This window comes from Streptomyces sp. NPDC048185 (assembly GCF_043202495.1).
Taxonomy (GTDB): Bacteria; Actinomycetota; Actinomycetes; order Streptomycetales; family Streptomycetaceae; genus Streptomyces.
Genome location: NZ_JBIDAN010000015.1, coordinates 136,876 through 150,579 on the forward strand (window position 1 = coordinate 136,876; position 13,704 = coordinate 150,579).

The window sequence follows — 13,704 nt, forward strand, 5'->3', positions numbered from 1 at the left end:
CGGAGGCCCTCACAGTCGGGGGCGTGGTACGCACGTCACGGCCGGGTCGGCGTCACCCCTGCCGATGGGCGCGGACCGGCTCGAGCCGGATCTCACGGCCCTGCCAGCGGCGGCGCAGCCACCGATCGTGGCTGGCGACCACGATCGCCCCCGGCCCGGTGCCCAGCGCGTCCTCCAACTCGTCGCAGAGGCGGGGGGAGAGGTGGTTGGTCGGCTCGTCGAGCAGCAGCACCTGAGGCGGGCGGGCCACCAGCAGCGCCAGCGCCAATCGGCGGCGCTGCCCCACGGAGAGGTCGCCCACCGGTCTGTCCAGGTCCGCTTCGTGCATCAGCCCGAGTGAGCCGAGCGGTACCCGCTCAGCCCTCGCCACGCCGAGCGACCGCCGGTAGGTGTCGCGGACGGTGCGCTCGGGACGACCGAACACGGTGTCCTGGGTGAGCAGCCCCACCGTCAGCCCGCGCTGCCTGCGCACCTCTCCGTCCGCGGGGAGGTGTCCGGCGAGCACGCCGAGCAGCGTCGACTTTCCCGCCCCGTTCCCGCCCGTCACCAGCAAGCGGTCGGCCGCCGTCACGTCCAGGACGTCCAGCACGAGCCGGCCGGGAACCCGCACGTCGCGCAGGGCCACCAGCGGCTGTGCGCCGTCCTCGGCTCGGGCCGTCAGGTCACCGGCGGCGAACCGCAGAGGGCGCGGCGGCTCGGGGACCCGGGCGCGCTCCAGTTCCTCCAGTCGCCGGGTGGCGTTGCGCACCCGGCGGGAGATCTGCTTCTGCACCCTGCCCGCCCGAAGGCCGTAGCCCATCTTCTCGTTGTCTACGCGGCCCCGGTCCGGGGCGACCCGGTGTGCGGTCACTCCAACCGACCGGCGCAACTCCTCCAGTTGCTGTCCTTCTTCGGCGTACCGCCGTTCCCAGCGCCGGCGTTCGGCGTGCTTCTCGGACAGGTAGGCGCTGTAGTTGCCGCCGTAGCGGACCGGGCCGTCGAGCGCCGGGTCGAGGTCGATCAGGTCGGTGCAGACGGCGTCGAGGAACGCCCGGTCGTGGCTGGCGACCACCACCGTCCCGGGCAGGGTGCGGACCTGCTCCTCCAGGAAGGCGGCGGCCCCGTCGTCGAGGTGGTTGGTCGGCTCGTCGAGGAGCAGCGCGGAGGGGCGCCGCACGAGCAGTGCGGCCAGGGCGAGCCGGCCGCGCTGCCCGCCGGACAGCGAGTCGAGCGGACGGTCGTGCGGGACCGTACCGAGGCCGAGGCCGTCCAGTACCAGGGCGGCACGGCGGTCGGCGTCCCAGGACTCCCGGTCCTGGGCCTGTTCCAGCCGCTTGCCGTAGGCGTCGAGGAGTGCGCGATGGCAGGGGTCGTCCTCCGGGAGCCGGGCGAGCTCCTCGCCGAGCCGGTCCAGCTCGGCGAGGTCCTCGCGGGCCTCGCGGAGCGCCGTCTCCAGCACCGAGGCGATGGTCGAGGCGGCGTCGAACGGCATCTCCTGGTGGAGGAAGCCGAGATCGGCGGGGCGGCTGACGCTCCCTCCGTCGGGTTCGTCCACGCCGGCGAGCACCCGCAGGAGGGTGGACTTGCCGACTCCGTTCTCCCCGATCAGGCCGACGCGGCGGCCGGGGGAGGCAGTCAGGGAGACGCCGTCGAGCACACGTCGTCCGCCCAGGTCGCGGACGAGGTCGTGGGCGAGCAGTGCGGGTCGGGGCACGGGTGTCCTTCCGGAATGCGGGTGGTCGCCCGCCGGGCGTCGAGCCTCGGTGCGGGCCAGGTCACACGTCGCCGCTCACACCACGAGGGATCCGGCCTCCTCCAGCACCCCGTCGGCCGGCCGCAGCCGGCGGCTGTTCCCGATCCCGGTGAGGAACCGCTCGCCGTGACTGACCACCAGGGAGGCGCCCTGGCAGGAGCCGGGCGCACTCTCCGACTGGCGCGCGCCGACCAGGTCGAGGTTGTCGGTGGGCTCGTCGAGCAGCAGGCCGTCGGGACGTCTGAGCACCTGGGCGGCCAGGCCGAGGGAGACGCCCCGGCCCTCGCTGAGGGTGCCCGGGCCGCGGTCCGGGGGGAGGCCGGCCAGGCCGCTGGTCAGGGGCAGGCTCTGCGGGACGTGGCCGCGCGTGCCGCTGACGGAGACCGAGCCGGTGGCGGGCTCCGGCTCACCGGCGATCAGCTTGAGCAGGGTGGACTTGCCGGAACCGTCGGGGGCGACCAGGCCGGTCCGGCCATGGGGAACGCAGAACGACAGGTCGTGGAGGACCGGGGTGCCGTCGGGCCAGGAGAAGGGAAGATGCGAGCAGACGATCGCTGCGTCGGACATGAGACGACCTCAGAGGCGCTGAGGGCAGAGCGTGTACCTCTGCCCTGGGCAGACGGTGGGAATGGGGTACGACGAAACGGACCACCTCGGCAGCGCTCCTGAGCGCCGGCCGGTGGCCGTCATGTCCGGATCTCATCCGGAGATGTCGTCTTCACCCACCACGTCTGTGACTCCTCGTCGGCTACCTGTGACCCGTCGAGCCTAGCAGTGCGCCCCGCCCGACCGACCGGAGGGCGCGTCCGGAGCGGAGGAACCCGCGAGGGTGCGCGCCCCGCACCGAAGGCGCGAGACGCACACCCCGGGCACTCCCCAGTCACGCCCGTCCCGAAGCGCTCCTACTCGTGCGGGTGAAGGACGACCTTGGTGTAGCCCTCGACGCGCTTGTCGAACTTCTCGTACGCCGACGGCGCCTGGTCGAGGGGCAGCTCGTGGGAGACGACGAAGCTGGGCCGCGCCCGTCCCGAGATGATCAGATCACGCAGGTGCCGGTTGTAGCGCTTGACGTTGCACTGGCCGGTGCCCATGCGGAGCCCCTTCTCGAACATGCGGCCGACGGAGACCATCAGCATGCCCTGCTTGGCCTGCTCGTCCGGCCCGCCCGGATCACTGGGGACATACAGTCCCGGCACACCCAGGGCACCCGTCGGCCGGACCGTCTCGACCAGCGAGTTCAGGACGATCGCCGGCTCCTCACGGCCCTCGCCACCCGCCTGGGCCTGATAGCCGACCGCGTCGATGCCCTTGTCCGTGCCCTGCCCGTCGGTCTGTTCCTTGATCTGCTCCACCGGGTTGCCCTCGGCGAAGTTGACCGGGATGGCTCCGATCTCCTCGGCCTTCTGCAGTCGCTCGGTCACCCGGTCGACCACGAAGACCTTGCTCGCCCCGCGCAGCAGCGCCGAGTAGGCGGCCATCAGTCCGACGGGGCCACCGCCGTAGACGGCGACGGTGTCACCGGGGCGCACGTCGGCCAGTTCGTTGCCGTGGTAGCCGGTGGGGAAGATGTCGGCGAGCAGGATGAAGTCGGTCTCCTTCTCGGTGCCTTCGGGGAGCTTCAGGCAGTTGAAGTCCGCGTAGGGCACCTTCACGTACTCGGCCTGGCCCCCCACGTACGGGCCCATGGCCACGTAGCCGTACGCGCCACCGGCGAACCCCGGGTTCACCGTCAGGCAGAAGCCCGTGAAGCCGGCCGTACAGTTCTTGCAGAAGCCGCACGCCACGTTGAAGGGCATGACGACCCGGTCGCCGCGGCTGAGCGACGTCACCCCCTCACCGGCCTCCTCGATGACGCCGAGGTTCTCGTGGCCGAAGACGATCCCCGGCTCCGCTGCGGTCCGACCCTCGTACATGTGCAGGTCCGAACCGCAGATGGCGGTGGACGTGACGCGTACGATCACGTCGTTCGGGTGCTGGATCCGGGGATCCTCCACCTGCTCGACAGCTACCTCGAACGGTCCCTTGTACACGACGGCCTGCATCGTCGAGCACCTCCACTCAGTGCACTCGCTCGATCACGTACAGCTCGTTCAAGTCCTTTTGTGGGTTCCCTCACTGTCCAGACTGGTCCACGATGCAATGCTTTGCACCCAGGGAAGGCAAATCAGCCTTTTGCGGCACTGAAAGGATCAGGAATCGTGACACGACGTCTCGGCGTACTGCTCGTCCCGGTCTGCGGGCTGTCCGGCACCAGCTATCCGGCGGGGACGCGGGTCGCCATCCGGGGCACCGGGGCCTCCGTCGACGGCTTCGTGGACGGTGACTGGCTGCCGCTCGCGTGGTGGGAGTTCTCGGACACCCGGCCGGACGACACGCCTCTCGTCTGAGCCCGCCACCGGGCTTCCGCCGGCCCGTGGCCTCCACACTGTCCGGTATCACCCGGCACGGGTGAGCGCGGCCGCCTTCACCGGTGCCCGGTCCGGAAGCGCGACGCTTGTACGCGGCGGCGCAGTGGGGTGGTCGTGGTGCAGCAGGGCCGGGCTCACCCGTCAGGGGTGATCCGGCGCTGCTGCTCGGGGCGGTGAGGTGGGATTCATTGTTCTACCGGGGCTGGACCGACAGCGCCGGGAGCCGGCGGCTCCGCGGCACCTCGGTACGGCGCCCATGGAAGAGCCGGGGACCGGACCATGACCACACCCAGTGCCTTCACCGCCTCCCTGTCGCCGGCGGAGCGAGCCGAGCATGGCAGGAAGGCCCGTAAAAGGGCCTCGCGGTCGTGCCACGGATGGTACGAGACGGGGCAACGGCGGATCGACCCGATCGACCTGCTGGAGCAGCAGTCCGCAGAGCGCGTCCCGGCCCTGGTGCCGATCCGCTACAGCCGCATGCTGGAATCGCCGTTCCGCTTCTACCGCGGCGCCGCAGCGATCATGGCGGCGGATCTGGCACCGCTGCCCAGCAGCGGACTCCAGGTGCAGCTGTGCGGGGACGCGCACCCGCTGAACTTCAGGCTCCTGGCCTCACCCGAGCGCCGCCTGGTCTTCGACATCAACGACTTCGACGAGACCTTGCCCGGCCCCTTCGAGTGGGACGTCAAACGGCTGGCGGCCGGATTCGTGATCGCGGCCCGGGCGAACGGCTTCTCGCTCAAGGAGCAGAACCGCACCGTCCGGGCCTGTGTGCGGGCCTACCGGGAGCGCATGCGGGAGTTCGCCGGCATGCCGACCCTGGACATCTGGTACGCCCAGGACGACGTGGACCACGTACGGCGACTGCTGGCGACGGAGGCCGCGGAGGAAGCGGAGCACCGGCTCGGGGACGCGGCCGCGAAAGCCCGCACACGGACACACATGAGGGCGTTCGCGAAGCTCACCCGCCGCACGGCCGAGGGCCGGCGCATCACCCCCGACCCACCCCTGATCACCCCGCTCGGCGACCTGCTCGCCGACCCGGCCGAGGCGGGCCGGGAGGAGGAACTGCGGTCCGTCGTGAACGGCTACGCACGGACCCTGTCGCCCGAGCGTCGGCACCTGCTGCGCCACTACCGGCTCGTGGACATGGCCCGCAAGGTGGTCGGCGTCGGCAGCGTCGGCACCCGCTGCTGGGTACTGCTCCTGCTCGGCAGGGACGACGACGACCCCCTGCTGCTCCAGGCCAAGGAAGCCTCGGAATCGGTGCTGGCCGCCCACACGGGCGGCGAACGCTTCGACAACCAGGGCCGCAGGGTCGTGACCGGCCAGCGTCTGATCCAGACCACCAGCGACATCTTCCTGGGCTGGACGCACGTCGCCGGCCTGGACGGACAGGGCCGGGACTTCTACGTGCGCCAGCTGTGGGACTGGAAGGGCATCGTGCGGCCGGAGACCATGGGCCCCGGCCTGCTCTCCCTCTTCGCCCGGCTGTGCGGGGCCTGCCTGGCGAGGTCCCACGCCCGCTCCGGAGACCCCGTCGCGCTCGCCGCCTACCTCGGCGGCAGCGACCGCTTCGACCGTGCGCTCACCGAGTTCGCCCAGTCCTACGCCGACCAGAACCAACGCGACCACGAGGCCCTCGGTGCGGCCTGCCGCTCCGGCCGGATCACGGCCGCCCCGTCGTGAGGCCGGCCCGGTCGCAGCGAGCGGGCCGGCGCACACCGTCCGTCCTGGCGTCCACGCGGTCGGCGAGGGCCCAGTAAGCGGGGCTGCTCCGGCCGGTCGGACGTGCGGATCAGCGGAGTCCGGCGAAGAGATCGTTCTCGGGCAGGGCCGCGCCGGTCGTGTCCTGGACGCGTACGAACGTCTCCGTGCCCATCAGTTCGCCGAACCTCTCCTTGCCCATCCTGAGGAAGAAGATGTTCTCGCCCTGGCTGGCGTGCGCGGCCAGCGCGTCGAACTTCTGGCCGCTGAACGCGGCGGTGTCCACCCACGTGGTGATCTCGTCGTCCGGAAGGCCGATCTCGGCCATCGCGGCCGCTTCGGCGGGGTCCGGCTCCGGCATGTCCGGATGGAACTCGCGCATGATCTCGCCGAACCGCTGCATCCCCGACCGGGGCATCGTGGTCCAGTACACCTTCGGTGTCAGCGCGGTCATCTCCAGCGCGGCCATCGTGATGCGGTGGGCCTGGATGTGGTCGGGGTGGCCGTAGAAGCCGTTCTCGTCGTAGGTGACGACCACATCAGGCCGGTAGTGCCGCATGAGTTCCGCTAGTCGGGCCGCGCCTTCCTGTACGGGGGTCTGCCAGAAGGCCCCCGGGGCGTCGTTGCTCGGCCAGCCCATCATCCCGGAGTCGGCGTAGTCCAGCATCTCCAGGTCGCTGACCTTCAGGACGTCACAGCTCGCCTTGAGTTCCTGACGGCGCATCAACGCGACGGCCGCCGGATCGTGCCCGGGATCGCCGGGCTTGACACCCCCCGGTCCGTCACCGCATCCGCCGTCGGTACACGTCACGAGCACCGTGCGGATGCCTTCCGCCGCGTACCGCGCGAGGACTCCTCCGGTTCCGGTGGCCTCGTCGTCGGGGTGGGCGTGTACGGCCATGAGCGTCAAGGGTCGGTCAGTCATCAACAGCCTCCTGTGGAAAGACGTTTCGGTCCGGGGGTGCGGCGGTCGTGCCGCGATCCCGGGGGCCCGTGCGGCGCCGGTGCCTCGGTCGATGCAACCATGCCGACCGGACCGCCTGTTCCCGGCGCAGCCGCTTCGGGATCCGCCCGTGCGCAGCAGCGTCAGTCCTGCGGCCGGTCCGGGCTCGGGTCCGGGTGGTCGTTCGTGGGGGACGGGCGGGCGCGTCGTTCCAGGGAGAAGCGGCCGACGACCGCGCCGAGGTGGATGACCACGCCGACCGCCACCAGCCAGGACAGAATGATCATGACGACACCGATGGAGCCGTACTCCTGCTCGTTCGCCACGATCGCCGAGGAGAAGTAGCGGGAGGAGAAGACGCCGAGGCCCGTCCAGCAGACACCGGTGGCCACCGCAGCCGGGCGAAGGGCGCGCCATCCGACGGCCCCGGCCAGCAGTACGTGCATACTCCACCACCAGAAGAGCGTCGCCACGACGAGCCCGGTCAGGGTCTGGAACACCAGCCCGCCGGGCGCTGCGCCGAGCGCTCCGGCGAGTGCAGCCTGAGCCACGCCGTAAGCGAGCAGGGAAACGAGCCAGTAGAGCCGTGGCACGTTGTCCCGCCATCCCCGAGTGGGGACGTCGAACACCGTCTGGTACCAGTTCTGCAGTACGCCGGCGGTGGCCCCCGCCCCCAGGACCAGCAGGAAGGCGCTGGTCACCGTGAGCGCGCCCGTGTCCTGGCGAGGTGAGAAGAGGGATGCCACAGACTGCGCAGCCTTCTGGTCCAGACCCAGCCAATCGGCGAGCGACGTGGCGGCGTCACGGCCGACCGCTGCCGTGACGACGATGAGGAAGGGGAAGAAGCACAGCATGGCCAGGGCGGCGAGCTGGAACGAGTGGCCGAAGAAGTCGACGGCGGTGAGCCGGTTCCAGAGCTGGCCCGCTGCCTTTCCCGCTCCATGACGACGGACCACCTTCGACCGCCTCCGCCTCAGACGCATCGCCCGCGTGAACCGGTGCCGGAGCCTCCGGTCGGAGGCGCGGCCGGCCTGCTGCGTTCTGTCATGCGTCGAAGTGAACCGGCTCTGCGCTGCAGCCGGAGCACTCGACGCACGGGGCACCCGAGTAACTGCCTACAGCGGCCCCATACCCACGTCGAGAGAGGGAGAACAGAACCGAGCGGGCGGGCTGCGCGGTATTTCCCCCTTGCGGGGAGTCGTGGGTCGGGGTCGGAGTGTGGGACGGTGGACGGACAACGAGACCGGCCGGCACCTCCGGGTGGCGGTCTTTCGGAAAGCCGGGCGTTGCCCCCACCCAGGGCACCGGGCTTTCCGCCATCGTCGTCCACCTCTCGCCGGGGTGGTTCGTCCTTGGGCTCATCAACCCCCGGAGAGGGGGCGTGCCCAGCATGAACACCACCACGACCATCGACGGCACCTCTGCCCGCATCACCCCGTGCGGGGACATCGACTACGACACCCTGCCCCCGCTGCGCGCCGCCGCCGACGCGCTGCCGCCGCAGGTGACCGACCTGCTGTGGGACCTGACGCACACCGCCTTCATGGACGTCGCCGGCCTCCACCTGCTCTTCACCCCGACTCCGCCCGGACACGGCCCCCACCGCCGGACGACCGTGACCGGACTGCGACCCCAGCCGCTGCGACTGCTGCGCCTCGCCGTCGACCTGAACCCCGACGTCTTCGAGGTCACCCGCCTGCTCCTCGACACCCCGCCCGCCGACGTTCATCAGGAGGCCTCTGAGCGGCCATGAAGCCGGCGTCGGGCAGCGTCCTCCCTGGAGGCACCGGTACCTCGTGTCAGTGTGCGCCGATGCCGTTCAGCAGGGTGTCGACGACGACGTCCGCCGCCCGGGCGGGGCTCAGGTCGGGCAGCTGCCGGGAGACCAGATGCATGAGCTGGGGCAACAGGGCGCTCGCCCATCCCTCGGGGAGGCCGGGGCGCAGAAAGACTTCGGCGGTGGCGCGGTCCAGGAAGTCGTCGACCTCGTGGGCGGAGGCGTCGCGGCGTGCGCGTACCTCCTCGTCGGCGAGCATGCGGGTGAGGTCGACCGGCCAGGTGCGGTTCACGGCGATGATGTTCTCGACGTAGCGGTGCAGGGCGACGGCGACGGGGGCCTCGCGCAGCCTGGCGTCCTCGATGGCCCGTTCGACGGCCGCCAGGCGTGATGCGTAGATCGCGGCGAGGAGGTCCTCGCGAGAGGCGAAGCGCCGGTAGACGGTGCGCCGGTCCACGCCGGCCTCGGCCGCGATGCTCGCGATGGACGCGCCGGGGTCGGCGGCGAGCATGCGCGCTCCGGTGGTCAGAACGGCTTCCAGATTGCGTGCTGCGTCGGCTCTCACGCCCTTGAGTGTAGGCCCGCGATGTGACCTCTGTGGCTACCTAATGTCTCTCCCGTGAGAAGCAATCTGAAGTAAGTGCTACAGTCAAGTGACAGTTATGGGGTCCGGTCCAAGTCGGCCGAGAGCACCGAAGGCGGAGGAGAGAAGCGCATGATCACCTACGACCGGCTGTTCATCGGTGGTTCCTGGGTCGAGCCCAGTGACCCGGGGCTGCTCGGCATCACCTCCCCGCACGACCGGTCGGTGATCGCCCGAGCCGCCCAGGCGCGCCCCGCCGACATCGACCGCGCGGTCGCGGCGGCGCGTACGTCGTTCGACGAGGGCGGATGGCGGCGGACCCCGCCGGCCGAACGGATCGCGATCCTGCGCCGGTTCAACGCGCTGCGCGAGGAGAACGCGGAAAGGATCGCCGCCCTGATCACCCTGGAGAACGGTTCGGCCGCCTGGTTCACCCGCGCCGGGCAAGCCGGCCTGACCCGGCAGGCCAACGCCTATCTGAAGGCCGCGGAGGAGTTCGGCTGGGAGGAGACGTTCGCCTCGTCCGACCCGGCCTCCCCGGTGCGCAGCGTGGTGCGCCGTGAGGCGGTCGGCGTGGTGGCCGCGGTCATCCCCTGGAACTCGCCCTTCTCCTCCGCCACCTCCAAGATCATCCCGGCACTGGTCGCCGGCAACTCCGTGGTGCTGAAGGTCTCCCCGGAGAACTCCCCGAGCATGGGCTTCCTGGCCGAACTGCTGGAGCAGGTGGGCCTGCCCGAGGGGGTCGTCAGCGTGCTGCCCGCCGACCGGGAGACCAGCGAGTACCTGGTCAGGCACCCGGACGTCGACAAGATCGCCTTCACCGGGTCCACGCGCGCCGGACGCCGCATCGCCTCCCTCGCGGGCGAGCAGCTCAAGCGGGTCAGTCTGGAGCTGGGCGGCAAGTCCGCCGCGATCATCCTCCCCGACGCCGACATCGAGAAGGCCGTCGCGGGCGTCAAGTTCGGCTCCCTGCTCAACAACGCGGAGTCGTGCATCGCCCAGACCCGCATCCTCGCCCCGCGCAGCCGGTACGAGGAGGTCGTCGCCGGACTCAAGGGGCTGATCGAGTCGCTGAAGGTCGGCGACCCCGACGACCCCGACACCTTCATCGGTCCGATGATCCGCCCCGACCAGCAGGCGCGCGTGCGCGACTACATCCGGCTCGGCGTCGAGGAGGGCGCCCGCCTGGTCACCGGTGGGCCACAGATCCCCGAGGGCCTCGAAGAGGGCAACTACGTCACGCCCACCCTCTTCGCCGACGTCGACAACTCGATGCGGATCGCGCAGGAGGAGATCTTCGGCCCGGTCCTGGTCGTCATCGCCTACGACGACGAGGACGACGCCGTCCGGATCGCCAACGACACGGAGTACGGCCTGTCCGGCGGCGTGTGGTCGGCCGACGAGGAGCACGCGCTCGCCGTTGCCCGCCGCATCCGCACCGGTACCGTCACCGTCAACGGTGCCTCGGTCGCCTTCGACGGCCCGTTCGGCGGCTTCAAGGCCAGTGGCATCGGCCGTGAGTACGGGGCCGTCGGACTCGGCACCTACACCGAGTACAAGACGATCACCGTCTGAACCCGTCGGCCGCGGGCCCTGGGCAACGAATGGCCGGCGTACGGCACGCACCGCCTTCCGGGGCGGCCGCGGTCGGGCCGGCGATCACCGTCACCTCGTCGCCGCAGAAGCGCTCCGTTTCCGGCGTGTGCCGCGTCGTCCCAGCTCACGGGATACCTACAGTGGGTCGTCGGCGCGGACGTCGTGCCTGAACCGTCGCTTTCGACCACGGCCGCACGACGCCACGGCTGCTTCCGGGCGTGTCGGAAAAAGGTCGTGAGCCGTTGTCGATCCGGCCGCGTTCCGTTCGACGTCATGGTGTGCGGCGCCTCGCCGTACGACCACGCAACGGGACCTGACGAGGAAGAAACGTGGATCAACTGCTGAGAGTGATGAACTTCAACGTCTCGAGTGACGGGATCGGTGCCGGTGAGCACCAGACACTCGAGCTTCCGTTCGGCCTGGACCGCCCCGAGCGGCTGTTCGCCTGGGCCGGCGCCACGGCCAGCTGGCCCATGCGCACGGATCCCGGAGGGAGCCGAGGCCTCGACGACTACTTCACGCGCGACTTCGCGCACAACATCGGTGCCGAGATCATGGGCCGCAACAAGTTCGGGCCCCAGCGCGGGCCGTGGCAGGACCACGAGTGGCGCGGCTGGTGGGGGGAGGAGCCTCCGTTCCACACGCCGGTGTTCGTCATGACCCACCACGAACGGCCGTCGTTCCCGCTCTCGGACACCACGTTCCACTTCGTCGGCGGCGACCCGGCGGCGGTCCTCGCACAGGCGCGGGAAGCGGCGCAGGGCAAGGACGTCCGGCTCGGCGGCGGGGTCACCACCGTCCGGCAGTTCCTTGCCGCCGACCTCGTCGACGCCCTGCACGTGGCCGTCTCGCCGCTGAGGCTCGGGTCCGGCCTGCGGCTCTGGGAATCTCCCGACGAACTGCTGGACCGGTTCCACCTGGAGGTCGTGCCCAGCCCGAGCGGGGTGACGCACCACCTGTTCTGGCGCCGGTGACACGAGAGTCCCGGCACTGCGGCGCCTCCCATGCGGATGCCCTGTCGTCGAACGGCCGATCCGGCGACCGGGCACGTCCGGGACCCGCCCGGCGGAGGCCCGGTCCTTAGCGGCGACGGCCCGGCGCCCTTCGGCGTGCATGCCTTGTTTACATCGATGTACATACGGCTCTAGCCTGGCGCGGATCTGGCTCACCCGAAGGCTCACGGAAGCTCACGGGAGCTCACGGGAGCTTGCAGGAAAGGGGAACGTGTTGATGCTCGGACTGTTCCACGCCCTCAGACGCCGCCACCACGCCGTCCCGCTCTGCCTGGCCGCGATGCTGAGCGCGGTGCTCGCCGTACCGGCCGTCGCGGCCACCCCCGCGTCCACCGCCCCGTCCACGACGGACGCCGTCTCCGCCGCGGCCACCGGCACCCCGCTGCGCGACGGTACGGGCCTGTACCCGCGCGCCGTCCGGCTCGCCCACAGCGGCGCCGGCAACGGCCGGATCCTGGCCAGTGTCGTCACCTTCGACGGCGACAACGGCATCGGCGCCATCCACGAGAGCACGGACGACGGCGCCACCTTCCACGAGGTGGGCCGGGTCTCCGACCCCGAGTCCGCCTCCGGCCAGGGACTCTGCTGCACCACCCTGTTCGAACTGCCCCGGCAGGTCGGCGCCTTGCCGGCCGGCACCCTGCTCTGGGCCTCGTCGGCCGGCCAGGACGAGTCCGACCGGCGCATGGCACTGCGGATCTGGCGCAGCAACGACATGGGCCGCACCTGGACCTACCTCTCCGCGTGCGCCACGGCCACCGGTACCGGCGGCCTGTGGGAACCGGAGTTCTCCGTCGCCTCGGACGGTGCTCTGGTCTGCCACTACTCGGACGAGACGGACACCGCGCACAGCCAGAAACTCGTCGCCGTGCGCAGCTACGACGGCGTCACCTGGCAGGGACGCCACGACACCGTCGCCAGCTCCCTGCGGACCGACCGGCCCGGCATGCCGGTCGTGCGCAAGCTCCCCAACGGCACCTACGTCATGGCCTACGAGATCTGCACCCCCGGCGGGCAGTACCAGTGCGTGGTGCACTACCGCACCTCCGCCGACGGCTGGAACTGGGGCAGCGCCACCCACCTCGGCTTCCGGCCCGAGACGGTCGACGGCACGTACTTCCGCGCCACCCCGACCATCGCCTGGGCCCCGGACCCCGGCGGCGGTGTCAACGGACGGCTGCTGCTGGTCGGACAGCGCCTGCTCGCGAAGGACGGCAGCGTCGCCGCCGGGAGCGGCCGGACGATCCTCGCCAACACCGAGAACGGCAGCGGCCCGTGGTACGAGATCGAGGCACCGGTGAACGTGCCGGACCCGCAGATCAACTACTGCCAGAACTACAGTTCCCCGTTGCTGCCCTCGGCCGACGGCCGTACGGTCCTGCAGATCGCCACCGACTTCGACGGCACGGTCTGCAAGCCGTACTACGCCACCGGCTCCGTGACCGGGACCGGTGACGCCACCGGCCTCGCCGGAGGCGCGGACTACCGGCTGGTGAACGCCAACAGCGGGCAGTGCCTCGACGTGGCCGCCGACTCCCGGACGGCCGGCGGCAACGTGCAGCAGTGGACGTGCAACGGCCTCGGCCCGCAGGTCTTCCGCCTCACCGCCCGCGGCGACAGCCGCTTCACGCTCACCGGCCGCAACAGCGGCTACTGCCTCGACGTGGAGAACGGCTCCGGTGCGGCCGGTGCCAACGTCCGTCAGTGGTACTGCAACGGGGCCGCCGCCCAGGACTGGCGGCTGGAGAACGTGGGCCGGGGCTACTACCGGCTCGTCGTCCGCTCCAGCGGACAGTGCCTGGACGTGGCCCAGGGGTCGCGAACGGCCGGCGCCAACGTCCAGCAGTGGACGTGCAACGGTCTCCAGCCGCAGATCTGGCGACTGGAGCGCGCCTGAGACGGGCGGGGGCCCGCGGTGCCGGCGGCCGGCCGCGGGCCCCCGGCC

The 13,704-nt window shown here is 71.1% G+C and carries 11 protein-coding genes and 1 pseudogene; 6 read left to right on the plus strand and 6 right to left on the minus strand.

The genetic code is table 11. From position 1 onward, the window contains the following. Positions 1 to 52: 52 nt before the first annotated feature. The 3 genes and pseudogenes from ACGF3H_RS32820 to ACGF3H_RS32830 all read right to left on the minus strand — a co-directional run bounded on the left by ACGF3H_RS32820 (position 53) and on the right by ACGF3H_RS32830 (position 3,774). Positions 53 to 1,693, minus strand: a complete 1,641-nt coding sequence (locus tag ACGF3H_RS32820; RefSeq protein ID WP_362493151.1) for an ABC-F family ATP-binding cassette domain-containing protein — start codon at positions 1,691 to 1,693, stop codon at positions 53 to 55. A 150-nt stretch (positions 1,694 to 1,843) separates the two neighbouring features. Beyond that, positions 1,844 to 2,299 (minus strand): annotated as a pseudogene (locus ACGF3H_RS32825) (ATP-binding cassette domain-containing protein); the annotation flags it as partial. 335 nt (positions 2,300 to 2,634) lie between these two features. Beyond that, the gene (locus ACGF3H_RS32830; protein WP_362493154.1) at positions 2,635 to 3,774 is read right to left on the minus strand and encodes a glutathione-independent formaldehyde dehydrogenase; all 1,140 of its coding nucleotides are present in this window, start codon (positions 3,772 to 3,774) and stop codon (positions 2,635 to 2,637) included. A 153-nt stretch (positions 3,775 to 3,927) separates the two neighbouring features. Between ACGF3H_RS32830 and ACGF3H_RS32835 the strand changes: the two genes are divergently transcribed. Both ACGF3H_RS32835 and ACGF3H_RS32840 read left to right on the plus strand, forming a co-directional pair. Continuing rightward, the gene (locus ACGF3H_RS32835) at positions 3,928 to 4,119 is read left to right on the plus strand and encodes a hypothetical protein (RefSeq protein ID WP_362493346.1); all 192 of its coding nucleotides are present in this window, start codon (positions 3,928 to 3,930) and stop codon (positions 4,117 to 4,119) included. Between the two features lie 300 nt (positions 4,120 to 4,419). After that, entirely contained in the window at positions 4,420 to 5,829 is a 1,410-nt protein-coding gene (locus ACGF3H_RS32840; RefSeq protein ID WP_362493157.1) for a DUF2252 domain-containing protein, read from the plus strand. A gap of 109 nt (positions 5,830 to 5,938) precedes the next feature. Here the strand turns inward: ACGF3H_RS32840 and ACGF3H_RS32845 are convergent, their stop codons facing one another. Together ACGF3H_RS32845 and ACGF3H_RS32850 are read right to left on the minus strand one after the other, a co-directional pair. Beyond that, a complete protein-coding gene (locus tag ACGF3H_RS32845; protein WP_362493160.1) occupies positions 5,939 to 6,772 on the minus strand; it encodes a PIG-L family deacetylase in 834 nt (277 codons plus the stop codon). Between the two features lie 161 nt (positions 6,773 to 6,933). Beyond that, complete coding sequence (locus tag ACGF3H_RS32850) at positions 6,934 to 7,746, minus strand: YhjD/YihY/BrkB family envelope integrity protein (RefSeq protein WP_362493163.1); 813 nt, start codon at positions 7,744 to 7,746, stop codon at positions 6,934 to 6,936. Positions 7,747 to 8,180: 434 nt separating this feature from the next. On the opposite strand from ACGF3H_RS32850, the gene ACGF3H_RS32855 reads away from it, so the two are divergent. Continuing rightward, positions 8,181 to 8,543: an STAS domain-containing protein gene (locus ACGF3H_RS32855; protein ID WP_362493166.1), complete on the plus strand. Its 363-nt coding sequence runs from the start codon at positions 8,181 to 8,183 to the stop codon at positions 8,541 to 8,543. Between the two features lie 46 nt (positions 8,544 to 8,589). Here the strand turns inward: ACGF3H_RS32855 and ACGF3H_RS32860 are convergent, their stop codons facing one another. Further along, positions 8,590 to 9,078 (minus strand): TetR family transcriptional regulator, encoded by a 489-nt coding sequence (locus ACGF3H_RS32860; protein ID WP_362493348.1) that lies wholly within the window; start codon positions 9,076 to 9,078, stop codon positions 8,590 to 8,592. 204 nt (positions 9,079 to 9,282) lie between these two features. Between ACGF3H_RS32860 and ACGF3H_RS32865 the strand changes: the two genes are divergently transcribed. The 3 genes from ACGF3H_RS32865 to ACGF3H_RS32875 all read left to right on the plus strand — a co-directional run bounded on the left by ACGF3H_RS32865 (position 9,283) and on the right by ACGF3H_RS32875 (position 13,656). Next, positions 9,283 to 10,725 carry an aldehyde dehydrogenase gene (locus ACGF3H_RS32865; protein WP_362493169.1) on the plus strand — a complete coding sequence of 481 codons (1,443 nt, stop codon included), beginning with the start codon at positions 9,283 to 9,285 and terminating at the stop codon, positions 10,723 to 10,725. Between the two features lie 350 nt (positions 10,726 to 11,075). Beyond that, positions 11,076 to 11,720 (plus strand): dihydrofolate reductase family protein, encoded by a 645-nt coding sequence (locus ACGF3H_RS32870; RefSeq protein ID WP_362493172.1) that lies wholly within the window; start codon positions 11,076 to 11,078, stop codon positions 11,718 to 11,720. A gap of 256 nt (positions 11,721 to 11,976) precedes the next feature. Next, positions 11,977 to 13,656, plus strand: coding sequence for an RICIN domain-containing protein (locus tag ACGF3H_RS32875; protein ID WP_362493175.1), 1,680 nt, complete (start codon positions 11,977 to 11,979; stop codon positions 13,654 to 13,656). Positions 13,657 to 13,704: the final 48 nt, after the last annotated feature.